Origin of the sequence: Microcoleus sp. EPA2, from assembly GCA_020882975.1 — a bacterium.
In the GTDB taxonomy this organism is placed as follows: domain Bacteria; phylum Cyanobacteriota; class Cyanobacteriia; order Cyanobacteriales; family Microcoleaceae; genus Microcoleus.
In genome coordinates this window covers 44,030-66,659 of sequence record JAHRFD010000012.1, presented here as the reverse complement: position 1 = coordinate 66,659, position 22,630 = coordinate 44,030, and the positions used below count along the sequence as shown (strand labels likewise).

Sequence of the window (22,630 nt, the reverse complement as noted above, 5' to 3'; positions counted from 1 at the left end):
CTCATAGCGAGGACTTTCGCTTTGAGGCAGGGGTTTCAATCCTTGCCGGACTGCTGGTTTACCGTTGATCTGCATCTACATCATTGCATTAATGCGACAATCTAATAGAAAAAACCAGAAAACTGATCCGATCGCAAATTCAGTCAATTTTCGCATCATCGGCGGGGCAACACCGAGTACGATATCTTGGTTCGGTACTCCCAATTCAACGAGCTCATTAGCAATACCCACTTCAGTGCCTGCTGCATCCAGATTTTATAGTCCATAGAAAGATCCAAAATTAGAGAGCTAGCGTATTACTATATGTAGTGATAATCCCGTTGCCCAAAGGTGGCGGAAATGTCAAACTTATAGGGGGATTGAATCATGGCAGAAATTAGAGGCACTGCACAAGCCGAGACACTCGCAGGAACTCCAGAAGAAGATTTGATTTTTGGTTTGATGGGCAGTGATGCGATCGCTGGCAATTCTGGTAATGACAGCATTTTTGGTGGGAAAGAGGGCGATTCACTAGACGGAAATTCCGGCAGAGATTCGATATTTGGAGATTTAGGTAACGACACTGTTAACGGTGGCGAAGATAGCGACTTTTTATTTGGTGGAAAAGGTAGCGATTCTATCTCTGGTAACTCTGGCAATGATTTGTTGTCTGGCGATCGAGATACTGATGTTTTGGTAGGCCAAGATGGGGCTGATGTCTTTGTTTTGAGTCGCTATGCTAATGCTGACCCTTTCCGTACCAGCGGTGGTGTGAGTTTGGGAAATGCTGACGCGATCGCAGATTTTGCCAACGGTACAGATTTAATCGGTTTGGCGGGAGGACTCAGTTTTGGCGACTTGAATATTATCGAAGCTGGAAACGATACTGTTATTCAAGACCGGGTAACTGGAGAATTTCTGGCAACCCTCAAAGGTGTGAGTCGAAACGCGATCGACCAAACCGACTTCACTACTAATATTAGTACCATTGTTCCCGCTCCCTTGCCCGTAGGACTGACAACAGCTTATGCTTTAACTCCCGCTAATCGCATTGTCGGTTTTAGCCTTGTCAACCCCCAAAGTGTCATCACAGATGTACCTGTGAGTGGATTGCAGCAGGGAGAAAATTTGCTATCGATTGATTATCGACCGGCTAACGGCGTACTTTACGGTTTAGGTAGCAGCAATCGCTTGTATACTGTTAATCCCAAAACCGGAGAAGCAACTCAAGTTGGTACAGGACAATTTGCTGTTGGGGTGACTGCTGGGGCTGCGAGTTTGGATTTCAATCCCACAGTCGATCGCATTCGGTTGGTCAATCAAGCCGGTCAAAACGCCCGCCTCAACCCCGATACAGGCGCAATTGTCGATGCTGACACGCTGGCGGGCGGAATTCAACTCGACGGGAATTTGGCTTACCGGGCGGGCGATCGCAATTTTGGGTCAACTCCAGGGGCGGCGGCGGCTGGATATACTAACAATTTTGCGGGCGCAACTTCGACAACGCTGTTTGTAATTGACAGCAATTTAGACGTCTTGGTAAGACAAGATCCGCCCAATAATGGAGTCTTAAATACGATCGGATCTTTGGGAGTTGATGCAAGTAGCATTCTGGGCTTTGATATCAGAAGTTTTGGCGGCCGGGATGTCGCTGTGGCGGCGCTAGAAGTTGGCGGCGTTTCTGGCTTGTACAACATCAATTTAAGTACCGGTCAAGCTTCCTTTGTCAGTCAAATTGCCGACGGGAGACAGATTAACGCTTTGGCTTTGCCTTTGCCTACAGCTTATGCCTTAACTACCACCAATGGTGGAGACAGAATTGTCGGTTTTAACGAGGCTGCACCCCGTACTTTACTCAGCGATGTCGCCATCACTGGTTTGCAGAGTGGAGAAAGTTTGGTGGGAATAGATTTTCGCCCTGCTAACGGTTTGCTTTACGGTTTAGGTTCTAGCAATCGATTGTACGCGATCGACCCGGTAACTGGGGTTGCAAGTCAAGTCGGTACAGGACAGTTTGCTGTCGGGCTGACTCCGGGGGCTGCGGGTTTCGATTTCAATCCCACAGTCGATCGCCTTCGGTTAGTCAATCAAGCAGGACAAAACGCCCGCCTCAACCCGGATACAGGCGCAATTGTCGATGCTGACACCCTGACGGGGGGAATTCAACTCGACGGGAATTTGGCTTACCGGGCGGGCGATCGCAATTTTGGCAATTCTCCAGCAGGTGTGGGGGCTGCGTACACGAACAACTTTGCAGGTACAACTTCGACAACGCTGTTTGTAATTGACAGCAATTTGGATGTTTTGGTGAGGCAAGATCCGCCGAATAATGGAGTCTTAAATACGATCGGATCTTTGGGAATTAACGCTTCTACTGTCCTCGGCTTTGATATTAGGAGTGTCGGCGGTAATGAGAAAGTTGTGGCTGCGATCGATGTTGGCGGAGTTTCCAGCTTGTACAATATCAATTTGACAAGTGGTCAAGCTTCCATTATCGGTCAAATTGGCGACGGCCGCCCAGTCAAAGGTTTGGCGCTAACTTTGATTTAAATTGGGGAAGAAGGAAGAAGTCACCCCCCCAGCCCCCCCCAAAGGGGGAAATTCAGGAAGAAGGAAGAGAATGCCCAATCCCTCAGCTTCGCTTTTGGGCCCAATTCCCAATTCCCAATTCCCAATTCCCAATTCCCAATTCCCAATTCCCAATTCCCAATTCCCCATTCCCCATTCCCCATTCCCCATTCCCCATTCCCCATTCCCCATTCCCAATTTGAGTTAATCTATTATTTTCGCAAATAAAGATAAGATGTTATCTCAAATTTTTTACCTGTTGCGTTCCCGTGCTGATGGCAAATATCTCAGCGCTTGTCCCAACCCTGATACAGTCGCGAGTTTTCTGCTGATTTTCCGCGAAGACTATGACGCTTTGAGCTACCTGAACAATCATGCAGCAGACGTTGCCAATCGCTTCGGGGTCGAGTCCATTTCTGGTCAAGATATCAAACAACTGCTGGAACGTTGGGGATTTCAAGGTGTAGGAATTGTTCAAGACCCCCTACTGCCAAATGTTGAGTTTTTATTGACAAACACTTGACAATGCACCAGATTTATGGTTAACCCGGTTTTTGCTAAAAACCGGGTTTTTTGCTGAAGTTTTTAGTCGATCGCCCCAGTTTGCTGGTATGGAAGCGTCCACCATATATAGTGCAAAATATGAAATTTGTCAAGCTTTAACCCTAAATCTGAATCCTGTTGTATATTCATAGTCTGTTGATATATTCCGACACGTCAGTACACAACCTATGGTTCAAGAATTAGAGCGATCGAGTGCCCGCGAGAAACGCCACCTCTCCGATTTTCCCGAAACAGCACCCGCAGCCAATCCAGTATTTTTCAGGACTTACAGCCGCCGTACCGACACGGGAAGGGAAACTTGGGCTGATGTGTGCGATCGTACCGTCAAGGGCCTCCAAAAGCTCGGAAACCTCACCCCCGAAGAAACACAACTCCTACACCGGATGCAAAAGGAGCTCAAAACCCTTGCTTCCGGGCGCTGGCTGTGGGTGGGTGGTAGCAAATGGATCGAGCAACCAGAGAATTTTTCCGGCGCATATAACTGTTCCTCAACCAATATTCTTGACTGGCGGGCCTTTGGCTTATTGATGGATTTGGCGATGATGGGCTGCGGCACCGGTGCAGTTTTGGAACCCAAATATATCAACCAATTACCACCGATTAGCAACCGCTTAACCGTGACAATGCAAGGCGAAATCGGCTCTACACCCACCCAGTCGCGCCGCCAAGCAACCGAAGTAAAAATAGACGAAAAAACCGCAACAATTTATGTCGGAGACTCCCGCCAAGGTTGGGTAAACTCCTATCAAACTTTGCTGGAATTATCCACAGATGAAAGATTTGCAGGCGAAGTTCAAGTTTACATAGATTTGAGCGACGTTCGCCCGGCGGGAGAGCCTTTAAAAGGTTTTGGCGGAGTCGCAAATCCGGTGAAACTGCCTGACCTTTATCAACGTTGCTCGGCTATTTTGAATAAAGCTTTAGGGCGGCAGTTAAATTCAGTAGAATGCTGCGTATTGATTGATGAAGCTGCTGTCACAATTGTTGCTGGAAATATTAGGCGCAGCGCGGGAATTCGTCAGTTTTCTTTTGATGACGAACTGGGAGCCAATGCTAAAAATAACCTGTGGCAACAAGATGAAAATGGCAACTGGAAAATTGATCCAGAACGCGATGCCCTTCGCATGGCAAACCATACCCGTGTTTTCCATGCCAAACCGACATTAGAAGAATGTATTGATGCTGTTCGCAAACAGTATTATTCTGGTGAAGGTGCAATTCAATGGGCTGGTGAAGCTGTAGCTAGAGCTAACGTCGATCTACTTTCAACACCAAGTCTTAAAATTGAGTTCTTGAAAGCCTACGACGAAGGAAAAGCTAAGCAGTGGTTGCAGGAACGCTATCCTGAGATGACTGCGGAAGAATTAGAGCATCGGTCAGTTCGTTTGGGTTTAAACCCGTGTGTGACTGCTGATACTTGGGTTCATACGGAATTTGGTCCACGCCAGGTTAAAGACTTAATCGGGAAGCAACATGGGACTTATGTCAACGGCGAACTCTTTAGCACAACGGCTGATGGCTTTTTCTATACAGGCGATCGCACTGTTTTCACCTTATCCACAAAAGAAGGTGTCTCGCTACGTCTGACCGGAAACCATCAAGTTTTACGGGTAAGCGCTCAAACCCAAAAGCGTCAATACACCGAATGGATAGCGGCTGAGGATTTGAAACCAGGCGATCGTATTTGCTTGCACAATCACCGAGGAATTCAGCCTTGGGATGGTGCGGGAACATTTGAAGAAGGGTGGCTACTAGGCAGTCTCGTCGGTGACGGGTCTTTAGCAGAAACCAAATGGAACGACCAGGCCATATTACGATTTTGGGGTGACTCTCAAAGAGAGATGGCTGAGTATGCAGTCACAACCCTCCATAAAAATGTAACTTGCGGTGCGAATTTAGGAGGCCACTATCATCGCCAACACAATTTGCATCAAGTCGCTTCCACTGGGCTTGCCAAACTAGCGGCACAGTTCAACATTCATCGCGGTAAAAAAGTAGTTACCCAGGAAGTTGAAGAAGCAAGCTACGAGCTTTATCGTGGGTTCTTACAAGGGTTGTTTGATGCTGATGGCAGTGTCCAAGGAATGCAAAATAAAGGCATTAGTATACGTTTAGCCCAAAGTAATCTCGAATTACTCCAAGCTGTTCAGCGAATGCTGCTGCGCTTAGGAATTGTTTCGACTGTTTATCAAAATCGTCGGACAGCAGGTTATCGTTTGATGCCCGATACCGATCGTAATATGGCTCCCTACTGGTGCCAAGCGCAGCACGAATTAGTCATCGCTAACGACAATCTGATTTACTACCGAGATATCGTTGGTTTCCGTCAGCCTGACAAACAGAAAAAGCTGGGCAATTTATTAAATGGATACAAGCGTAAGTTAAACCGCGAACGTTTTGTTGTAACAGTTCAGTCACTTTCTCTCAGTGGGATCGAATCCGTTTACGATTGCACTGTACCCGGTCCATCTCAGTTCGATGCCAATGGTATTGTGGCGCACAACTGTGGTGAAATCATCGGCTCTAATTTTCACTGTGTCAGTGGTGACACTTTGCTAATTACGAAAGATGGACTGCATAAAATAAAGGACGTTGTTGGAACTGAAATCGAGATTTGGAATGGTCAAAGGTGGAGCTCAGTCACACCATTTCAGACAGCGAGCGATACGAATGGCGGGCGACGCAAACTTTATCGTGTAAAGTTTGCTGATGGTACTTATCTGGATGCCACAGAATATCATCGTTTCTTTGTCAAGGATCGCTTTGGTAAAGTTTACCAGGAAGTCCAAACCAAAGACTTGATGGATACAAGTCGATATAGCATTCATACTGAACCTTTTACAATTCAGTATGAAGATGGCATGAATATCGATTCGAGTTATGCTTACACTTTGGGTGTGGCTGTAGGAGATGGAACTACAGACCAAAATGATCATGCAAAAGTTCGACTTTACGAAGGCAAAATGGCATTGTCAGTAGCAGGAAATAAGTCGCCTGAAAGAAACTATGACTATTTACCTGTTTTTACAGATGTAACTAACTTGAGCTTTTCTGGAGAATTTCTGAAAAGTTTGAAAGTTAACCCGGAAGCACTAAATGTAATTGCGAGTTGGAATCGGCAAGCAATTTTACATTTTATTGCTGGATTAGCCGATACGGACGGATCGAATACCCATAGTAATGGTATCAGAATTTATCTTTCCGATCGCGATCGCGCTTTTAGAGTTCAGCTACTTTTGACCAAATGTGGTATTGGCTCATCGCTAAATCTTTGTGCTCATCAAGCAGCAGTTACTAATTACGGCGTCCGAAGTCGGGATTTGTATTACTTGCAAATTACTGACTGTGGTGAAATTCCTTGTCAACGGTTGGATGTGAGTAAAGGGACAAAGGCTAAAGGTAAAGGTAAATGGCAAGTTGTCAGAAGTGTCGAAGAATTACCAGGATTGCATGATACTTACTGTTTCAACGAACCAGAGTTTCATAAGGGAGTTTTCGGCAATACCCTAACTGGAAACTGTAATCTTTCTGAGGTTCACCTCAATCAAATCGACCCTTACAACTTCAAAGAACAAGAAGAAGCTTTCAGGGCCGCAGGTTTATCTGTCGCCGTACTTCTCAATCACAAATTTAGCGAACCTCGCTATCAATACAGCCGCGAATTAGACCCGATTGTCGGCGTATCTTTCACCGGATTATTCGACTTCTTCGTTCATGCTTTTGGCGTTGAGTGGTTGCGCTGGTGGGTGGAAGGCCGCCCGGAAACCGACCAAGGAATTGCGTTTAAACAGCGGGAAGAAGAGTATTTGACTGGTTGGCGGGAGATTGTGAATGAGGTAGTATGGGATTATTGCGATCGCCATTCATTAAAACGACCAAATCGCTGCACCACCGTCCAACCATCAGGTACAAAATCGCTGCTGACAGGTGCTTCCCCAGGCTGGCATCCCCCCAAAGCCCAACGTTTCATTCGCCGCATCACTTTCGGCAAAAACGACCCTGTAGCCCTCGCCTGCATCGACTACGGATACAACGTAATTCCCTCCCAATCTGACAAAGATGAAAACGGCAATTTGCTAAACAACCCCTTCGACGAACGCTGTACAGAATGGCTAGTAGAAATACCAGTTGCTGTCAGTTGGGCAGATTTGCCCGGTGCGGATGAAATTGACATCAACAAATTCTCAGCCGCAGCACAAATGGACTTTTATATGCAAGTCCAAAAGTTCTACGTGAGACACAACACCAGCGCCACGATAGAGTTGCGGGAAAATGAAATTGAAAGTTTGGGAACGCGGATTTATGAAGCCATTCGCGATGACGAAGGCTACATTTCCGCCGCACTGTTGTCTCGCTTTGATGCCCTAGAAACTTTCCCACGTTTGCCCTTTGAACCGATTAAAAAGGAAACTTACGAGACGATGTTGAAAGACGTTTTAGTTCGTCGTCAAATAGATGTGTTTGAAGTGGCACTCAGTCGCTATGACTTGGGTGAAATGATGGATTCCGGGCCAGCCGGCTGCGATTCTGATAAGTGTTTGATGCCGGAAACTAAGGCTATTTAATAGTGTTGAATCAAATCCTCCATCTGGGGGATTTTTTTTTGTTTAAGATATTAGACATCTCCCAAAAAGCCAGTGATGAAACCAAAGCCGAAAAAAAACTAATCGAACTACAAGCAGCAGCAAACCTGCAACGCGAAAACATCAATGGATTATATAAACTTGCGGAATTTATTGGCAGCTAAAAAGTGGAAAGAAGCCGATGAGGAAACGGTGAGAGTGATGTTGAAGGTGGGGGGTAGGGAAAAAAGAGGATGGCTGAATAGAGAAAGTATTGAAAAATTCCCCTGCCAGGACTTGCGAACCATTGACCAACTTTGGGTAAAATACAGTAATGGGCGCTTTGGCTTTTCTGTGCAGAAGCACATCTATCAAAGTCTGGGGGGAACCAGTGAATACGATAGGGAAGTTTGCCAAAAGTTTGGCCACAAGGTAGGCTGGAGAAAAAATAACCAATCGGTGTACTACCACAACCTCACTTTTTCAGAGTTTGCGGTGCAAGGTCATCTTCCTTATGAGGTGATAGGGGATGGGCTGGAGGAGGTTCTCTTCTCTCGCGTCGAGATTTGTAGACTGTAACATCTAAACGTTTCAGGATTTTATTAATCCAATTAGACATCGCCCCAGCCGAAACATTCCACACACAAACCAACTAGCCGGATAAACCCTAGAAATCGGCATCAACGGCGATGAAACCGTTGAAGTAAAAAAATATTAGCGAGGTACAGCACCACAAGCACAAATGGCTTTGGCCAACCAACTCCCCAAAGTTTTTTCTATTCTTGCCTGAAACCACCCTGCTGGGGCAGGTGGGCAGGACTGTTTTTTTTGGTCAACCATCCAGCATCAACAATATCCATCCCCCTTCGTAATTCTTATTTTTTCCCTTAGTTTTTCCGCCATATTCCACAACGTTTCCACAGGCAAGTTGCAGGTTTTCCACAGATTTGACAAAGTTTTCCACAGAAATCAACGGCGCTGTCGGATCTTGCTGCGGTATTGGGGATTTTGTTAACCTGCTCCCCCATCCCTCGGTTTTTCTAAAGAATATAAAAATATGTAACAAAAAATGTACTCAAAGCCTGATTATTGCGTAAATCTTTTTTTTATCTAAAGGACTTTGTAATATTTCGCCACATTGACAAACCTACCCCCTCATAGCGCACAATGATGCGACCTACCTAAAAAAAATGCTCTGGTTTCGGCAGTGTCTACACCTGTATCCGGCCGAAAGGTGGGTTCTATTTTCAATTTATTAGCGAGACTAAAAAAAATGATGAACCCAACAGTCAGTATTTTTGCCGAAATTCCCGAAACGCTGCATGATTCCCTCAAAACCTACTTGGAAACTCATCCTGAATGGGATCTAGACCGAGTTTTCTGTGCTTCTTTGTCGCTGTTTTTGTTGCAGAATGCCGACAGTGGCACCCCGGAGGCTTCTCGTAGCTATCGCCAAGCGGCAAGAGTTTATCTGGAGACGCTGTTTCAGTCGCCTCAAGACTTGCACAGCAATAATGTATAGCACGCTTAACATCTCTGATTTGGCGTGGCACTTACCAGAAAATAGGGTTGAAACTGCTGACTATCTAAACTTCCCTAAGCGTCTTCATCGATTACGCTAAAATGGTTCTCTGAGTAAGTTGACGATTTTCTGAGGTTGAAGAACGGAGTATGTCAACAATTAGTAGTTACCAATTAGCATTTACCAATGACGAACCGAGTAGACACGTTGATTGTGGGTGCTGGTATTACCGGCTTGAGTCTGGCCCACGCACTGCACAAGGAAGCAAAGACTGGAACTCCCCTGAAGATTTTAGTTGCTGAGAGTCAGGGACGTGTGGGCGGGAATATCACAACTTCTACAGGGCATGGGTTTCTGTGGGAGGAGGGCCCGAATAGTTTTTCGCCGACGCCGGAATTGATGAAGTTGGCTGTGGATGTGGGGCTGAAGCAGGAGTTGATTTTTGCCGATCGCAAATTGCCTCGTTTTGTATATTGGCAAAATAAGCTGCAACCTGTGCCGATGACTCCTGGGGCGATGATTCAGTCTCGGTTGCTGAGTTTTCCGGGGAAACTGCGGGCTCTGTTCGGGGCTTTGGGCTTTGTGGCTCCGGCAATGGGTGCTACACTTTCGCAGCAGGGTGAGGAGGAAACTGTTTCTCAATTTTTCCGGCGACATTTGGGTACGGAAGTGATGCAGCGATTGGTGGAGCCCTTTGTGTCTGGGGTTTATGCAGGCGATCCTCAACAACTTAGTGCGGCGGCTGCTTTTGGTCGGGTGACAAAGATGGCTGATGTTGGTGGTGGGCTGGTGGCAGGGGCGCTGCTTTCTGCCAGGAAACGGCCACCAAAAATGCCTCCAGACCCGAATATTCCTCAGACTAAGCCGGGGGAGCTGGGTTCGTTTAAAGGGGGGCTGAAGGCTCTGCCAGAGGCGATCGCTGCTTCCTTGGGCGATCGCCTGAAACTGAATTGGCATCTAACAGGTTTGCAGCGTACTGAACATAAAACTTATATTGCGGAATTCTCTACCCCCGACGGACCGCAACAAGTTGAGACTCGGACTGTGGTGCTGACAACGCCTGCTTATGTGGCTGCGGATTTGTTGCAATCTCTGCAACCGGAAGTTAGCAGCACTTTACAAGCTTTTACTTACCCTACTGTTGCCTGTGTGGTCTTAGCATATCCGCTGTCCGATGTCAATGGTAAATTGGTGGGATTTGGAAATTTAATTCCGAGGGGGCAGGGAATTCGCACTCTGGGAACGATTTGGACTTCCAGTTTATTTGCCTCGCGGGCACCGGCGGGTTGGCAAACTCTGACGAGTTACATCGGTGGGGCTACGGATTCGGGTATTGGCAATCTTGACCCCGAACAAATTGTGGCTGAGGTGCATCGAGATTTGTCTCGCATTTTGCTCAAACCGAATGTGCCACAGCCGAAGGTGTTGGCGGTGAAGCTCTGGAAACAGGCGATTCCTCAGTATAATTTGGGGCATCTCGATCGCCTTCAACAGATCGATCGAGGCTTAAAATCTTTGCCAGGGATGTATTTGTGTAGTAATTACGTTGGCGGAGTGGCTTTGGGAGATTGTGTGCGACTGGGTTTGGAAAGGGCGATCGCAGTTAGTAAATATTTACAAGAAACCCGCTAAGGGATTGAAGATTTGGGTGAAGAAACAGACCCCACGGAGGAATTCGGGGGTCTTGACAGTTTCTAGCTAGTTGTCTCAACAAATTTGTAGCCCACGCCCCGCACAGTTTGAATCATGGAATTTTGATTACTATCGGGTTCGATTTTGCGACGAATTTGACCGATATGGACATCGACTACGCGATCGGCTCCTACATACTCATAGTCCCAGACTTCTTGCAGCAATTCCGCACGCCTCCAGACGCGACCTGGTTTGCTGGCCAAACAGTAGAGCAAATCGAATTCCAGTGCAGTCAAAGCAACTATTTGACCACCCAGAGTCACCTCGCGACTTAAGGGATCTATAACCAGCTTTCCGAAGACACGGCTTTCAGGTTCTTCTGAATTTTTTTGCTGGCGCAACCTCCTCAAAAGAGCTGCGACGCGAATTTTAATCTCTACGAGACTGAAAGGTTTAGTAATGTAGTCGTCGGCACCGCAGTCAAAGGCTATCACCTTGTCATTTTCATCGGTGCGGCTAGTTAGCATGACGACAAAAACGCCCGTCTCCTTTTGCATTTGTTTACACAAACTGTAGCCGGTGGTATCGGGTAAATTTACATCCAAAATCACTAAATTAGGATTTAGTTGCTTAAATAATTCCATACCAGTGTGACCGTCCTCGCCAGACTCAACTTGATAACCTTGCTGACTTAAAAAACGGTGAATTAAATTTCGGATTGCCGGGTCGTCATCAACCACAAGGATTTTTTCTGGGGTCATGACCACAATTTTGTTTGAATAATTAGGGCAGAATGTTTAACCATAATAATAGAAAACTGGATACATATCTGGGAACAATTCAGCTTTTAATAGTTATAACCTACGCAGGATTTCCGGCAACAAATCTCCTGGAACTTTGGATAAGGCTAAGTTTTGGCCGGGCAGCCCACATTCACTATAGAAAGCTCTAATCGTTTTGACAATATAGCTCAAAGCTGTTTGCCGACCATCGATAGCTTGGGAGTTGGCATCGTCGGGTTGTAGATTTAGTTTATCTCCATATGTTAACTCTTTGTCCTGAAGATGCTGTTCCCAGGTGGCGCAAACTTGTAACTGGTGGTGCAGCGCTGCTTCTAAGTGTTGTGTCTGTGCGGCTTTGTTGGCAGCGAAATCAGGGTCTGTAGCTAGTTGATAGTGGGCTAGTCCCAGATTGCTGCGGGCGGCTAAGGTGTCAAAGGTGAGTTGGGTGCGATCGAGCTGCGAGGCGATATCCAGGGCAGTTTCGTAGGCTAAAATAGCCTGCTGCAAGGATTCTGTCCTGGCCCGTTGTTGCTGGAAGTTGTTGGCCAAATGCCAATAAGCTGTACCGAGATTGTTTTGAGTGGCGGCGGCGGCGGCGGGGACTAATTCTCTGGTGCGGTATTTTAAGGCTTCGCGATAGGCCGCGATCGCCCTTACCAGCAGAATTTCTTCCGGTTGATGCTGGGCGAGATTCCAGCACGCCGTACCAATGTTGTTTTGCACTCCTGCATAGTTGAGCGGTTCTGTAGATGGATTGTAGCAGGTCAGGGCCTGGGAATAAGCGGCGATCGCACTTTTGAGGTAGACGATCGGCTGACCATCTTGAGCTAAACTCCAGTATGCTGTCGCCAAATTATTTTGAGCTGCTGCATACTGTTGAGGTTCCGTCCGGGAGTCAATATCCAACAGCGCTTGCTGATAGGCTGTAACTGCTTGCTGCAAGTTTTCGGTTTTGTCTTGATAGCGGGCTAAATCAGCCAAGGCGATGCCCAAATTTTTGTTTAATCGAGCACGGGTTTGCAGTGTCAAAGACCCATCTTTTTTGTTTAAACCTTGTCGGTAGAGGCCGATGCTGCGAAGCAAGCAAAATACTGGATCTAAAGTCGTGGGTTCCTCGGTGTCATTTGTTTCGGTATAGCTTGGTTGCAGGCGAGATAACATCCAGTAGAGAGTGCCGAGGTCGTTGCACAAATCGGAAATTGGCAGTAGGTGATTTGACTCCTGAATATATTCAATTAAGTGGTTTTTGAATTCGTCAATTAGTAGCGCGCATTTGGGAGTTGGTGGTTGATTTTGGTGTTGGTGGCGATCTATTTGTAGGTATTGAATCACTTGTTCGATCGCACCAATGGCAATGGTTAAGTTTTGCCAAGAAGCGTCTCCGGCTTGAATGCGATCGCGGTAGAAATTCCCCAAACTTTGATAAGCCAAAGCCAAGGATTCGGAGGAACATTGATTTTCTTGCAACAGTTCGATGTATTGCAGAGTTTGCAACTGCTGCACATTTTCCGCCTCGGCGGCCCGATTGTAAGTGGTCAACTCCGGGGCCGGTGTTGGTAGCGTTAAATCTGCTAGTTCAATAGACTCAGAGTTTGATGTTGGGGATGGAGAATTGGGAGTTACTAAGGGGGAATTTGTCACAGGAGATAGGGAACTTAAAAATTCCTCGCCCAATTCCTGCCGCTCTCCGAAGTCCCAATGGCGGGGGGATGGTGTTGGTTCCCCTTCAAACTCAAATACTCCGGTTCGCCAGTGCCAAAATTCGGGGGCTGATTGTTCGATCGAACTCAGCCAAGGTCGCGACACCCACAGTAACAGAGTGGACTCCCACACTTGCAGGTGTGTTTCGATGTCTCTCAAATGGCTCAGGAAAGACCACTGGACGGCCGCTGAGTGCCGAGTCAGGTGTTCGGCCCCCAAAATTTGAAATCCTGGCAAGGGGCTGTAGCTGCGCGAATTTTGGGGCGGTGGATTTTCGGTCAACCATGCGGCGATCGCACCCCAAGGATTCGGATCGGCCAGGTTGAGTTGCAAGCTGACAAATCGCGGAATTGCGATCGGCGATCGAAATATTTCGCCGGTGGCTGTGGCAGTCAATTCTGCCTCTAAGCGGGCTGCTAGACAGTCCCGCAAGCACAAGTCATCGCAGGCGGCGATAAAAATTTGACGGCGCAAATTCAGTTCAAGTGCCTGTTTCAAGCGTTGGTAAATCAGCTTGTTTGAGTTAGAAACTTTTTGGGAAGGAATAGACATCAGAGTCTGGCGATTTTAGATTTTAGATTTTAGATTTTAGATTTATGCCCACAGGTAAATCTGGGAGCTTGTTTAGGGTAGATTTTCAACTAGCTATTGTATATTTTTGACCTAAAATTCAGGTCCCAACCCCGTCCTGATTTTTTTGTTTCTAATGCTTTTGGTCTTATGTAGTCTTTCAGCTCGTGTGGCGTTGCTCAGGACTTTTAGGACTTCCTGCTTGTTATTGAAGCACAAAAACCATGTTTCCATTTGTCTAGAAACATGGTTTTCTCAACAGTTATTTAAAATCGCGATTTGAATCTACTTTGAATCTCAGCCCTGTTTCTAGACAGAAGCAGCCACAAACACCAAACCTGCAACTAACATCGCCGCGGCAATACCCATGATGATGTAGTTTCGTTGCTGGTTTTTGTTGGGAGGTACGGCTTCATACACCTTTGGCTCTTTAGCAAAGTTGTTCAAGCGTCCATCGTCGTCCTTGATGTAAGGCATTAGTCACAATCCTTAGTGTTTTTGATGTTTACAACTTTACCAAAAAACTACCCACGAAAATTCAAGAATTTATTTTGAGGTTACAGTACCTGTTTGGGGAGAAGAAGCGATCGCATAATCTTTGATCGGCATTCTACCTGCTAAGTACGCTAAACGCCCTGCTTCCGTCGCCATTCCCATTGCTTTTGCCATTGCTGGAGAATTTTGGGCATTGGCGATCGCCGAATTAATTAACAGTGCATCAGCCCCCATTTCCATTGCTTGTGCAGCTTCACTAGGTGTCCCGATCCCCGCATCCACCACCACAGGAATCTTTACCGTGTCAATAATTATTTGAATATTGGCAGCATTGTTGATTCCTTGTCCCGAACCGATGGGGGAACCTAAAGGCATCACAGTCGCACAACCAACTTCTTCTAGGCGTTTTGCCAACAGGGGATCGGCATTGATGTAAGGCAAAACAGCAAAACCTTCCTTGACTAATTTTTCTGCTGCTTCCAAAGTGCCGATCGGATCGGGCAGCAAATATTTAGCATCAGGAATCACTTCTAACTTCACAAAATTATTATCTTCCTGACCTAAAAGCTTCGCCATTTCCCTACCCAAACGAGCCACCCTAATCGCCTCATCCGCAGTTTGACAACCCGCAGTATTGGGCAGCATCCAAATTTTAGTCCAATCCAGAGCTTCCGCCAATCCTTCATGACCGGGAGCATTGGTTTGCACGCGCCGCACAGCCACAGTCACAATTTCACACCTACTAGCATTGACACTTTGCTGCATTTCTGCAATGCTGCGATATTTTCCCGTACCAGTCATTAAACGAGAATGAAAAGTTTTGCCAGCAATCATTAGAGGCTTGTCAAAAGATGGAGTTGCCGTAGGTATTTGTATAATTTCTTTCAATTCATTAAAAGTATCTTTCATTTTTAACTTTCTCCCTAATTTTTTGTTCGACTTGACAGCGGGCAAAGAAACAATTCTCCGCACCTTTTATAAAAATTCACAAAATACAAATACTGTCTGGCGAGACAGCTACTTGCACCCGATCGCCCATTTTGTACCGCTGCAAGTCATCTCTGTGTAAATTTTGTCTCCGAATCGCGATCGAGCTTTTCGTAGTTAACCGCACCGTATACCGAGTGTCAGTGCCAATATAAACCACCTCTGTTACAGTTCCCGGCCAAGTATTTTCCGCCTCATAATTACCCGGATAAATAGCAACTTTTTCAGGTCGTAAAACTAAGGTGACAACCTTTCCCGCCGGCAGATCGTCAGTGGTAGCAACTAACACAGGTAAGTGTTGGTCAACTAACACTATAATTGTACCACTTTCCTTGGACACCACACGGCCAGTCAAGAAATTACTCTCACCGATAAACTCAGCAACAAACCGCGTTTTTGGATATTCATAAATCTCAACAGGCGTTCCCACTTGTTGCAATTTTCCGCCATCCATCACCGCAATTCTGTCCGACATCGTTAACGCCTCTTCCTGATCGTGAGTCACATAAATAAACGTAATCCCCAACCTGCGCTGAATTTTTTTCAATTCTAATTGCATCTCTTTTCGCAATTTTAAATCCAGCGCCCCCAGAGGTTCATCCAAAAGCAAAACCCCAGGCTGTTTGACTAAGGCCCTCGCTAATGCTACTCGTTGCTGTTGTCCCCCTGAAAGTTGGCGGGGATAGCGTTTTTCTACATCATTTAACTGCACTAACTTTAACACTTCTGCAAGGCGATCGCGAATTATTTGCTTCGATAAATTTTCCATTTCCAACCCAAAAGCAACATTTTGTGCTACTGTCATGTGTGGAAACAAAGCATAGTTTTGAAATACTGTATTCACAGGACGATGAAATGGCAATTGATTTTGGATCGCTTCACCGTGAATATAAATTTCCCCCGTCGTCGGCATTTCAAATCCCGCAATCATTCGCAAAGTCGTAGTTTTTCCGCAGCCGGAAGGGCCGAGTATTGAAAAAAACTCTTTTTTTTCAATCTGCAAATTGATGTTATCTACAGCCAAAAAATCTTCGCTGCGAACAGTTTTAAATACTTTGGAAATTTCCCGGAGTTCTACGGCGTGCATTGTGTTAAAAGTTCCCTCTAGTAGAGCAATCCCATCATTTTATTTCCCTGCACCTGCTTTCACTTCAGTCCAAGCTCGATCGTACAATGCAGTGGCTTTCCCGACATCCTCCAAAAATTTCATTTTAGCAAACACCTCTGGCTTGGGGTATATTTGAGGATTTTTTAAATCTTGCGGGTCGATTAAACCTTTATCTATTGCTACTTTATTCGGCGAACCAAAGTGAGTAAAATTAGAAATTTTAGCCCCTACTTCTGGCTGCAAAATAAAGTTAATAAATTTCTCTGCTAACTCTTTGCGAACAGCGCCTTTGGGAATGGCCATATTGTCAGAAAAGATAATAGTTCCTTCTTTCGGAATAGCATAGCGGAGGTTAGGATTCTCTTTCATAACTTGGAAGATATCGCCACTCCATTCCATTGTCAGATTTACTTCGCCTTGATCTAACATAGTTTGACCAGTATCGGGGACAAAAGCAGCAATCAAATTTTTATTTTTTAGCAACAAATCACGGGCTTTGTTAATTTCTTCAGGATTAGTGGTGTTGGGATCGAATCCTAAATAAATCAAAAGCCCAGCAAAAGTGTATCTCGCATCATCTTGCCATGCGATTTTTCCCGCATATTTCGAGTCGAACATTGATGCCCAACTATTAATTTCGCCCTTAGTTACTTTGAGATTGTAACCAATGCCCATAGTTCCCCACTGATAGGGTAAAGAATATTTATTACCAGGGTCAAAGGTTTGATTAATATATTTATCATCGAGGTTTTTATGGTTGGGGATATTATTGATATTCAGCGGTTCGAGTAAATTTTCCTTAGCCATGATTTTTACCATGTAATCTGCGGGAAATATGACATCATAACCGGGATTTCCCTGTTTGAGTTTGGCGTAAAGTGCGTCGCTGTTCTCGAAAGTATCGTATTGAATCTTGACATTGTTCTCTTTCTCGAATTGGGCGATCGCATCTGGGGCGATATAGGAGGCATAGTTGTAAATGCTGAGCACTTGTTGCTGGTTAGCACCTTGGCTGCTACAGCCAAAAGGCACTAAGGCACTAATCATAAACAAAAACAATAAAGTCAGCAGGCGTTTCATAGGTTTTGTTAGTCGCAAGTGAAATTAATTATGACACAAAAAGCATTTTTTTAACTTCTTTTCACTCTCAATGAGGACAAAACCAGCAAGAAGGAAGCCAACAACATCAAAGTGGAGAGCGCATTAATTGCTGGTGTTACAGCAAATTTTATCATGCCATAAACAAATAGCGGTAGCGTCATTGAACCCACACCTGTAGTAAAAAATGTCACCACGAAATCGTCAAGAGACAAAGTAAAAGCTAGCAGTGCCCCGCTAAAAACACTAGGCCAAATTAGAGGTAAGGTGATCCGCCAAAAAGTCCGCCATTCGTTAGCACCCAAGTCAAAAGCTGCTTGTTCTAATATCGGATCTAGTTCTGCCAAACGGGCCCTGACAGTAATAGTCACAAATGAAATATTAAAGGTAACATGACCGATAATTACTGTAGGTAAACCGAGATTGATGCGAATTCCAGTTAGATTTTCGAGGATACGAAATACTAGGGTAAAGAAAACTAGCAACGAAATCCCGATGGTAATTTCGGGCATAATTATCGGCAAAAACAGTAAAGTTTCTACTGCTTTGCGCCCCGGAAAATGAAAGCGTTCCAGTGCGAGGGCGATGGCTGTACCCAAAACTGTGGCTAGCAGAGTCGAAATAGTAGCAATCAGTAAACTGTTGTTGAGTGCTGTCCAAATTCCGGCACTGCTACTGCTAGCCATGCCGAGAGTACCGACATCGCTGAATAAGCTGCGATACCAATCGAGGGTAAAACCCCGCCAAATGGCGTTAAATTTGGAGCTATTGAAGGAGTAAATAATTAAGATCAGAATTGGCAGGTAGAGAAAAGCAAATGCTAGTGTAGCTTGTATCCAAAGCCACTTTTTACCGATCGCCCGAACACGTAAATCTAGTTTAGTCATTAGTCATTGGTTATTAGTTATTAGTCATTGGTTATTAGTTATTAGTCATTGGTCAGCGCCGGATTAACAGTTAATTGTTAACTTTCAGTTTGATCGGACAGGCGGAAATAAATCAATACCGGAATCAAAACTATTACTGTTAATAGCATAGAAAGGGCCGAACCAAAAGGCCAGTCACGGGCTTTAAAAAACTGATTTTGAATCAGATTTCCCACCATCATTGTTTTAGAACCACCCAATATATCTGGGGTAACGAAAGCACCAATGGCGGGGACAAAAACCAGAATGGAACCTGCAACAATCCCGCGAGTAGTCAAAGGCAAAAATACACGCCAAAAAGTGCGAATATCATTAGCCCCCAAATCTTGAGCGGCTTCTACTAATGAAAAATTAAATCGTTCTATGCTAGAATATAATGGCAGAACCATGAAAGGTAAATAACCATAAATTAGACCGATCGCCACAGCGAAAGGTGTAAATAGCAAATTTAATGGTTCGGTAATAATATGCAAATTTTGCAAGGCTGTGTTAATCACTCCTTCACTTCGCAGCAAGATAATCCAGGCGTAGGTTCTGACTAAAAAGTTAGTCCAAAATGGAATAATTACGAGCAACAGTAAGGCATTTCGCCAGCGGGGAGAACGGGTAGCAATCAAGAATGCTAGGGGATAGCCAACTAAAAGACAAGCCACAGTTGTCAGAAAAGCCAGCCAGAGCGATCGACCAATTACCCCCCAAAAAAGTCCGCTGAACAAACCTTGGTAGTTGCTAAGAGTAAATATCCAAGTAACGCCACCATAGGTGCCGCGTTCTAGAAAACTGTACAAAAGTACAATTAGCACAGGCAAAATGAAGAAAATTATTAACCAGGCGGTAGCAGGAAATAGTAAGAGTAATAGGTTAGTCTGTTGGCGTGTTTTGACAGTCATTATTAATTTCAACAAAATCAGTGGACAATGCCAAACATTTGGGTGGATCTGGGTTTAGCAAATATATTCGTAGGGGCGAATCATGACCGCAAACAATTTATTAGCTCGCGCCAGAGATTTACAGCGGTGATGCTTCGCCCTTACAAAATCGCGATGTTTGCAAACATTTTAGAGGAAATTGAGTTAATTTTATCCTTTATTGTTCCAGTTAGTCCCCAAGGTTTCTCGTCAGGAATTTATTCCTTTATTCTGAGGAAGTCAGTCGTCGCTAGGAACCAATAATTAATAACCCATAACAAATAACCCGTAACTATCTCCAATAAGGTCTACCTTTCCAAAAAACTCCCACCGCAACTGCTATGGGTGTAATTTCCGATAAACTTATGAAAAATGGAGGTAACAACAGAGACTTGAAAAATAAACCTAGGACTAAACAGAAAACTAACAGCCACAAATTAGCCCGGTTCAATAAAAATTGCTGTTGCCAATATTCTAAAAAATAAACGGCTAGAGCGCCTATTCCCACGGCTGTAACTACAGGTATCAATGTTCCTAGGGAGGAGCTGTAGAGTAACATCAGAGCGTTGCTGATGGGGGGAATCGCGATCGCACTCCATACTAAGAATAGTTCTATTCCCAAAACAGTCAAGTTGACGATCGCGGCAATTTGCAGCATTTCTCGCCAAGGTAAAATTTTTAAGCGGCGCAGAAAATCGCTCATGAGCTAGAGATTATGTAGGTTACTTAGATTTTATAGTAATTTACCTGAGTCGATCGCCCTTTGATTGTGCTTTGTAAAGTAAAATAAAGATAGAGCCAAGTCTCTTGACAAATTAACCAAGAGTACGTATCTATTTAGTTGTTAGAAGCGTCAAGGAAAAAAGTTATGGTGGAAAACAGTGTCGATTGTGCTGTAGCTTGCGTCAATGGGTGCGTTTTGGGCGACAAGTGCCCGAAGCGGGAATACGCAGCGGCAACGTCAAGTTTTATTGAAAATACTTCCCTCGACAAAATCCTGGAGATAGCGGAGGAAGCGGTGAGAAAAAAACGGAATGCACCCCCCAAATGGGTAATTCCTGATTTCCCGGAATAGAATTAGCCTGAGCATCAAACAGCGATCGCCTGTGACAAAAGGCGATCGCTACTCCTAATGAAAGAGCTAATATAAATTTAAAATATTGCCGTAGATAGAAGTCAATAACCCAAATAGCAATTAAAAATAATGCAGGGGGAAAGGAACCTGGAAAAAAGCTTAAGTTCTCAATTCAACGGCGCTCAAAAAATAGGAGTAAGTATCGTGAAAAAGCATAAGACAACCGCAGAAAAAGCAATAGAAGAAGCAGATAATTGGGACGAATTACCTCAAGAAATTACCGAATCTTACGGCACCGGAGCGATCCAGGAACCGGGATTGACTGAAGACGAGATCTCGACTCTGAATGACCACAGTTCGGAATACACTTCAGCCAGTTCCTCAATCAGCCAGAGCGATGGCGATGTTGCTGCTGCGGAACAAGAAAGTGCCACTGGTGAGGAATTGGTGGGGGGAAGCGCTCCCAATCCTGACCTGAATATGGTGGATGAACTCGGAGTTGCTGCGGGCATAGAAATGGCCGATGGGGCTATTTTGGACACAACTCAGATGCTAGAACATCGAGATGACAATCGGTGGGAACTAGACCCAAGTTCGGCACAAGATTATCAGCAACGATCGGATTCATCAATTTAATCGATCGAACTTGCAGCTTTTAATAACCCGCAGGTTGGGGACTAGAGGCTGTCATGTCTCGGACTTGCTGTTGAATTGGTAACTCGATCGCAAATTCAGTCCCTTTTCCCGGAATGGAAGTGCAGCGCAACATCCCCCCGTGCTTGTCTACTACAATATGCCAGCTAATTGACAGCCCAATTCCCGTACCTTTCCCGATCGGCTTCGTAGTAAAAAATGGGTCAAATATTCTGCTCCGCACTTCCTCGCTAACTCCCGCCCCGCTGTCGGAAATTTTAATAGTTACTGTGTTGTATTTGCTGAGTTCAGTGCTAACCTGAATCAGGTAGAGATTAGGTTTAATGTCATCAGTATTTCCCTCAATAATAGATTCTTCGATCGCATCGATCGCATTGGCCAAGATATTCATAAATACCTGATTGATTTCGCCGCCCAAACACTCTACACTTACCACTTGAGGAGAATACTTTTTAATCACCTCAATGGTGGGGCGGTTCGGCTTAAACTTCAACCGATTTTTCAAAATCATCAGGGTACTGTCAATACTTTCGTGGAGGTTAATCTGCTTCATCTCCAGCCCTTCTTGCCGCGAAAAATAGCGCATGGAGAAGATGAGCTCCCGAATGCGATCGCCTCCAACCTGCATCGAATCCAGCATCTTCAGCAAATCTTTTTTGATGAATTCTAGATCGACAGCATCGGCTTTGGTTTCTATTTCCACTGGTGGATCTGGATAGTGCTTCTGGTAAAGATTGAGTACACTCAAAATATCTTGAGTATAGTCGCGAACGTAGTTGAGATTGCCACAAATAAAATTCACGGGATTGTTAATTTCGTGAGCAATACCCGCCACCATTTGCCCCAAAGCTGACATTTTTTCGTTTTGAATCAGGAGAGTTTGAGCCTGCTGGAGTTCTAACAGAGATTTCTGCAAATTTTCCTGGACTTGTTGTCGCTCTTTAACCTCTTGTTTAAGCAGATCGTTAGTTTTAGAAAGTTCATCAGTGCGTTCTGCTACTCGTTTTTCCAATTGCTCAGCTAGTTGTCGCAGGCTGACTTGAGCTAGTTGGCGATCGGCAATTTCCTGCTGCATTTGTTCGTTTTGAGCCTGAAGTTTTTTCGTCAAGTTACGAATGCTCAAATGCGCTTTGACACGAGCTAGAACTTCTTCATTTTGAATCGGCTTAGTAACATAATCAACCGCCCCTAAATCAAACCCTTTTACCTTATTTTCCGTCTCATCCAGCGCTGTCATGAAAATTATCGGGATGTCTTTTGTGGAATCATTTGCTTTCAAACGCTGACAAGTTTCAAACCCATCAATACCAGGCATCACCACATCCAGCAAAATCAAATCCGGCAGGGAATACTCAGCTTTTGTAATCGCACTTTCCCCCGTTCTCGCCACTAAAACTTTAAATGCCGATGCTGTCAAAAACTCAAACAGAACTGCTAAATTATTGGGATTGTCATCGACAATTAATATAGTGTTCTGTTCCCACTGTAAACTGCTCATA

Annotated in this window: 23 protein-coding genes; 10 read left to right on the top strand and 13 right to left on the bottom strand. The window is 45.0% G+C overall.

Going from position 1 to position 22,630, the window contains the following annotated elements:
* Nucleotides 1-75: 75 nt before the first annotated feature.
* A complete protein-coding gene (locus AAFP14_RS13035) occupies nucleotides 76-231 on the bottom strand; it encodes an element excision factor XisI family protein (RefSeq protein WP_341732677.1) in 156 nt (51 codons plus the stop codon).
* Between the two features lie 135 nt (nucleotides 232-366).
* On the opposite strand from AAFP14_RS13035, the gene AAFP14_RS13030 reads away from it, so the two are divergent.
* Nucleotides 367-2,529 (top strand): DUF4394 domain-containing protein, encoded by a 2,163-nt coding sequence (locus AAFP14_RS13030; RefSeq protein ID WP_341732676.1) that lies wholly within the window; start codon nucleotides 367-369, stop codon nucleotides 2,527-2,529.
* On the opposite strand, the gene AAFP14_RS13025 is transcribed toward AAFP14_RS13030, so the two are convergent.
* Entirely contained in the window at nucleotides 2,515-2,739 is a 225-nt protein-coding gene (locus tag AAFP14_RS13025; RefSeq protein ID WP_341732675.1) for a hypothetical protein, read from the bottom strand. The genes AAFP14_RS13030 and AAFP14_RS13025 overlap by 15 nt on opposite strands.
* 43 nt (nucleotides 2,740-2,782) lie before the next feature.
* Between AAFP14_RS13025 and AAFP14_RS13020 the strand changes: the two genes are divergently transcribed.
* The 4 genes from AAFP14_RS13020 (at nucleotide 2,783) to AAFP14_RS13005 (ending at nucleotide 8,252) form a co-directional block, all read left to right on the top strand.
* The gene (locus AAFP14_RS13020) at nucleotides 2,783-3,070 is read left to right on the top strand and encodes a hypothetical protein (protein WP_341732674.1); all 288 of its coding nucleotides are present in this window, start codon (nucleotides 2,783-2,785) and stop codon (nucleotides 3,068-3,070) included.
* Between the two features lie 208 nt (nucleotides 3,071-3,278).
* Entirely contained in the window at nucleotides 3,279-7,676 is a 4,398-nt protein-coding gene (nrdJ, locus tag AAFP14_RS13015; protein WP_341732673.1) for a ribonucleoside-triphosphate reductase, adenosylcobalamin-dependent, read from the top strand.
* 38 nt (nucleotides 7,677-7,714) lie between these two features.
* Complete coding sequence (locus AAFP14_RS13010; RefSeq protein WP_341732672.1) at nucleotides 7,715-7,858, top strand: hypothetical protein; 144 nt, start codon at nucleotides 7,715-7,717, stop codon at nucleotides 7,856-7,858.
* The gene (locus AAFP14_RS13005; RefSeq protein WP_341732671.1) at nucleotides 7,821-8,252 is read left to right on the top strand and encodes a GUN4 domain-containing protein; all 432 of its coding nucleotides are present in this window, start codon (nucleotides 7,821-7,823) and stop codon (nucleotides 8,250-8,252) included. Before AAFP14_RS13010 ends, AAFP14_RS13005 begins: the two co-directional genes overlap by 38 nt.
* Before the next feature lie 253 nt (nucleotides 8,253-8,505).
* Here AAFP14_RS13005 and AAFP14_RS13000 read toward each other — a convergent pair whose 3' ends face one another.
* The gene (locus AAFP14_RS13000) at nucleotides 8,506-8,637 is read right to left on the bottom strand and encodes a hypothetical protein (RefSeq protein ID WP_341732670.1); all 132 of its coding nucleotides are present in this window, start codon (nucleotides 8,635-8,637) and stop codon (nucleotides 8,506-8,508) included.
* Nucleotides 8,638-8,949: 312 nt separating this feature from the next.
* Here AAFP14_RS13000 and AAFP14_RS12995 point away from each other — a divergent pair, with 312 nt between their 5' ends.
* Nucleotides 8,950-9,195: a DUF2811 domain-containing protein gene (locus tag AAFP14_RS12995; protein WP_340517738.1), complete on the top strand. Its 246-nt coding sequence runs from the start codon at nucleotides 8,950-8,952 to the stop codon at nucleotides 9,193-9,195.
* Nucleotides 9,196-9,381: 186 nt separating this feature from the next.
* Nucleotides 9,382-10,827 carry a protoporphyrinogen oxidase gene (hemG, locus tag AAFP14_RS12990; protein ID WP_341732669.1) on the top strand — a complete coding sequence of 482 codons (1,446 nt, stop codon included), beginning with the start codon at nucleotides 9,382-9,384 and terminating at the stop codon, nucleotides 10,825-10,827.
* Nucleotides 10,828-10,889: 62 nt separating this feature from the next.
* Here hemG and AAFP14_RS12985 read toward each other — a convergent pair whose 3' ends face one another.
* From AAFP14_RS12985 to AAFP14_RS12950, 8 genes are all read right to left on the bottom strand, one after another.
* Nucleotides 10,890-11,588, bottom strand: coding sequence for a response regulator transcription factor (locus AAFP14_RS12985; RefSeq protein ID WP_341732668.1), 699 nt, complete (start codon nucleotides 11,586-11,588; stop codon nucleotides 10,890-10,892).
* A 93-nt stretch (nucleotides 11,589-11,681) separates the two neighbouring features.
* Nucleotides 11,682-13,862: a tetratricopeptide repeat protein gene (locus AAFP14_RS12980; RefSeq protein WP_341732667.1), complete on the bottom strand. Its 2,181-nt coding sequence runs from the start codon at nucleotides 13,860-13,862 to the stop codon at nucleotides 11,682-11,684.
* Between the two features lie 327 nt (nucleotides 13,863-14,189).
* Nucleotides 14,190-14,357, bottom strand: a complete 168-nt coding sequence (psb34, locus tag AAFP14_RS12975) for a photosystem II assembly protein Psb34 (protein WP_015177107.1) — start codon at nucleotides 14,355-14,357, stop codon at nucleotides 14,190-14,192.
* Nucleotides 14,358-14,426: 69 nt separating this feature from the next.
* Nucleotides 14,427-15,284 carry a thiazole synthase gene (locus AAFP14_RS12970; protein WP_341732666.1) on the bottom strand — a complete coding sequence of 286 codons (858 nt, stop codon included), beginning with the start codon at nucleotides 15,282-15,284 and terminating at the stop codon, nucleotides 14,427-14,429.
* Nucleotides 15,285-15,360: 76 nt separating this feature from the next.
* Nucleotides 15,361-16,449 (bottom strand): ABC transporter ATP-binding protein, encoded by a 1,089-nt coding sequence (locus tag AAFP14_RS12965; RefSeq protein ID WP_341732665.1) that lies wholly within the window; start codon nucleotides 16,447-16,449, stop codon nucleotides 15,361-15,363.
* A 39-nt stretch (nucleotides 16,450-16,488) separates the two neighbouring features.
* Nucleotides 16,489-17,550 (bottom strand): ABC transporter substrate-binding protein, encoded by a 1,062-nt coding sequence (locus tag AAFP14_RS12960; RefSeq protein WP_341732664.1) that lies wholly within the window; start codon nucleotides 17,548-17,550, stop codon nucleotides 16,489-16,491.
* Between the two features lie 50 nt (nucleotides 17,551-17,600).
* Nucleotides 17,601-18,455 (bottom strand): ABC transporter permease, encoded by an 855-nt coding sequence (locus tag AAFP14_RS12955; protein WP_341732663.1) that lies wholly within the window; start codon nucleotides 18,453-18,455, stop codon nucleotides 17,601-17,603.
* 77 nt (nucleotides 18,456-18,532) lie between these two features.
* On the bottom strand, nucleotides 18,533-19,384 hold the full coding sequence (locus AAFP14_RS12950) for an ABC transporter permease (RefSeq protein ID WP_341732662.1): 852 nt from the start codon (nucleotides 19,382-19,384) through the stop codon (nucleotides 18,533-18,535).
* A gap of 27 nt (nucleotides 19,385-19,411) precedes the next feature.
* On the opposite strand from AAFP14_RS12950, the gene AAFP14_RS12945 reads away from it, so the two are divergent.
* The gene (locus tag AAFP14_RS12945) at nucleotides 19,412-19,666 is read left to right on the top strand and encodes a hypothetical protein (RefSeq protein ID WP_341732661.1); all 255 of its coding nucleotides are present in this window, start codon (nucleotides 19,412-19,414) and stop codon (nucleotides 19,664-19,666) included.
* 28 nt (nucleotides 19,667-19,694) lie between these two features.
* Here AAFP14_RS12945 and AAFP14_RS12940 read toward each other — a convergent pair whose 3' ends face one another.
* Nucleotides 19,695-20,105 (bottom strand): peptide chain release factor 1, encoded by a 411-nt coding sequence (locus AAFP14_RS12940; RefSeq protein ID WP_341732660.1) that lies wholly within the window; start codon nucleotides 20,103-20,105, stop codon nucleotides 19,695-19,697.
* A 165-nt stretch (nucleotides 20,106-20,270) separates the two neighbouring features.
* On the opposite strand from AAFP14_RS12940, the gene AAFP14_RS12935 reads away from it, so the two are divergent.
* The gene (locus AAFP14_RS12935) at nucleotides 20,271-20,477 is read left to right on the top strand and encodes a hypothetical protein (protein WP_341732659.1); all 207 of its coding nucleotides are present in this window, start codon (nucleotides 20,271-20,273) and stop codon (nucleotides 20,475-20,477) included.
* Nucleotides 20,478-20,681: 204 nt separating this feature from the next.
* Nucleotides 20,682-21,113, top strand: coding sequence for a DUF6335 family protein (locus AAFP14_RS12930; protein WP_341732658.1), 432 nt, complete (start codon nucleotides 20,682-20,684; stop codon nucleotides 21,111-21,113).
* 19 nt (nucleotides 21,114-21,132) lie between these two features.
* On the opposite strand, the gene AAFP14_RS12925 is transcribed toward AAFP14_RS12930, so the two are convergent.
* Complete coding sequence (locus tag AAFP14_RS12925; RefSeq protein WP_341732657.1) at nucleotides 21,133-22,629, bottom strand: hybrid sensor histidine kinase/response regulator; 1,497 nt, start codon at nucleotides 22,627-22,629, stop codon at nucleotides 21,133-21,135.
* Between the last annotated feature and the right edge of the window lies 1 nt (nucleotide 22,630).

Bases quoted from the DNA above. Each gene is read 5' to 3' on its own strand.
- AAFP14_RS12985 (WP_341732668.1), bottom strand. From the start codon at position 11,588: ATGACCCCAGAAAAAATCCTTGTGGTTGATGACGACCCGGCAATCCGA.
- AAFP14_RS13005 (WP_341732671.1), top strand. From the start codon at position 7,821: ATGGATTATATAAACTTGCGGAATTTATTGGCAGCTAAAAAGTGGAAA.
- AAFP14_RS12995 (WP_340517738.1), top strand. From the start codon at position 8,950: ATGAACCCAACAGTCAGTATTTTTGCCGAAATTCCCGAAACGCTGCAT.
- AAFP14_RS12950 (WP_341732662.1), bottom strand. From the start codon at position 19,384: ATGACTGTCAAAACACGCCAACAGACTAACCTATTACTCTTACTATTT.
- AAFP14_RS12935 (WP_341732659.1), top strand. From the start codon at position 20,271: ATGGTGGAAAACAGTGTCGATTGTGCTGTAGCTTGCGTCAATGGGTGC.
- hemG (WP_341732669.1), top strand. From the start codon at position 9,382: ATGACGAACCGAGTAGACACGTTGATTGTGGGTGCTGGTATTACCGGC.
- AAFP14_RS12960 (WP_341732664.1), bottom strand. From the start codon at position 17,550: ATGAAACGCCTGCTGACTTTATTGTTTTTGTTTATGATTAGTGCCTTA.
- psb34 (WP_015177107.1), bottom strand. From the start codon at position 14,357: ATGCCTTACATCAAGGACGACGATGGACGCTTGAACAACTTTGCTAAA.
- AAFP14_RS12925 (WP_341732657.1), bottom strand. From the start codon at position 22,629: ATGAGCAGTTTACAGTGGGAACAGAACACTATATTAATTGTCGATGAC.
- AAFP14_RS12970 (WP_341732666.1), bottom strand. From the start codon at position 15,284: ATGAAAGATACTTTTAATGAATTGAAAGAAATTATACAAATACCTACG.
- AAFP14_RS13025 (WP_341732675.1), bottom strand. From the start codon at position 2,739: ATGGGGAATGGGGAATGGGGAATGGGGAATGGGGAATGGGGAATGGGG.
- AAFP14_RS12940 (WP_341732660.1), bottom strand. From the start codon at position 20,105: ATGAGCGATTTTCTGCGCCGCTTAAAAATTTTACCTTGGCGAGAAATG.
- AAFP14_RS12965 (WP_341732665.1), bottom strand. From the start codon at position 16,449: ATGCACGCCGTAGAACTCCGGGAAATTTCCAAAGTATTTAAAACTGTT.
- AAFP14_RS13030 (WP_341732676.1), top strand. From the start codon at position 367: ATGGCAGAAATTAGAGGCACTGCACAAGCCGAGACACTCGCAGGAACT.
- AAFP14_RS13020 (WP_341732674.1), top strand. From the start codon at position 2,783: ATGTTATCTCAAATTTTTTACCTGTTGCGTTCCCGTGCTGATGGCAAA.
- AAFP14_RS12945 (WP_341732661.1), top strand. From the start codon at position 19,412: ATGCCAAACATTTGGGTGGATCTGGGTTTAGCAAATATATTCGTAGGG.
- AAFP14_RS12955 (WP_341732663.1), bottom strand. From the start codon at position 18,455: ATGACTAAACTAGATTTACGTGTTCGGGCGATCGGTAAAAAGTGGCTT.
- nrdJ (WP_341732673.1), top strand. From the start codon at position 3,279: ATGGTTCAAGAATTAGAGCGATCGAGTGCCCGCGAGAAACGCCACCTC.
- AAFP14_RS12980 (WP_341732667.1), bottom strand. From the start codon at position 13,862: ATGTCTATTCCTTCCCAAAAAGTTTCTAACTCAAACAAGCTGATTTAC.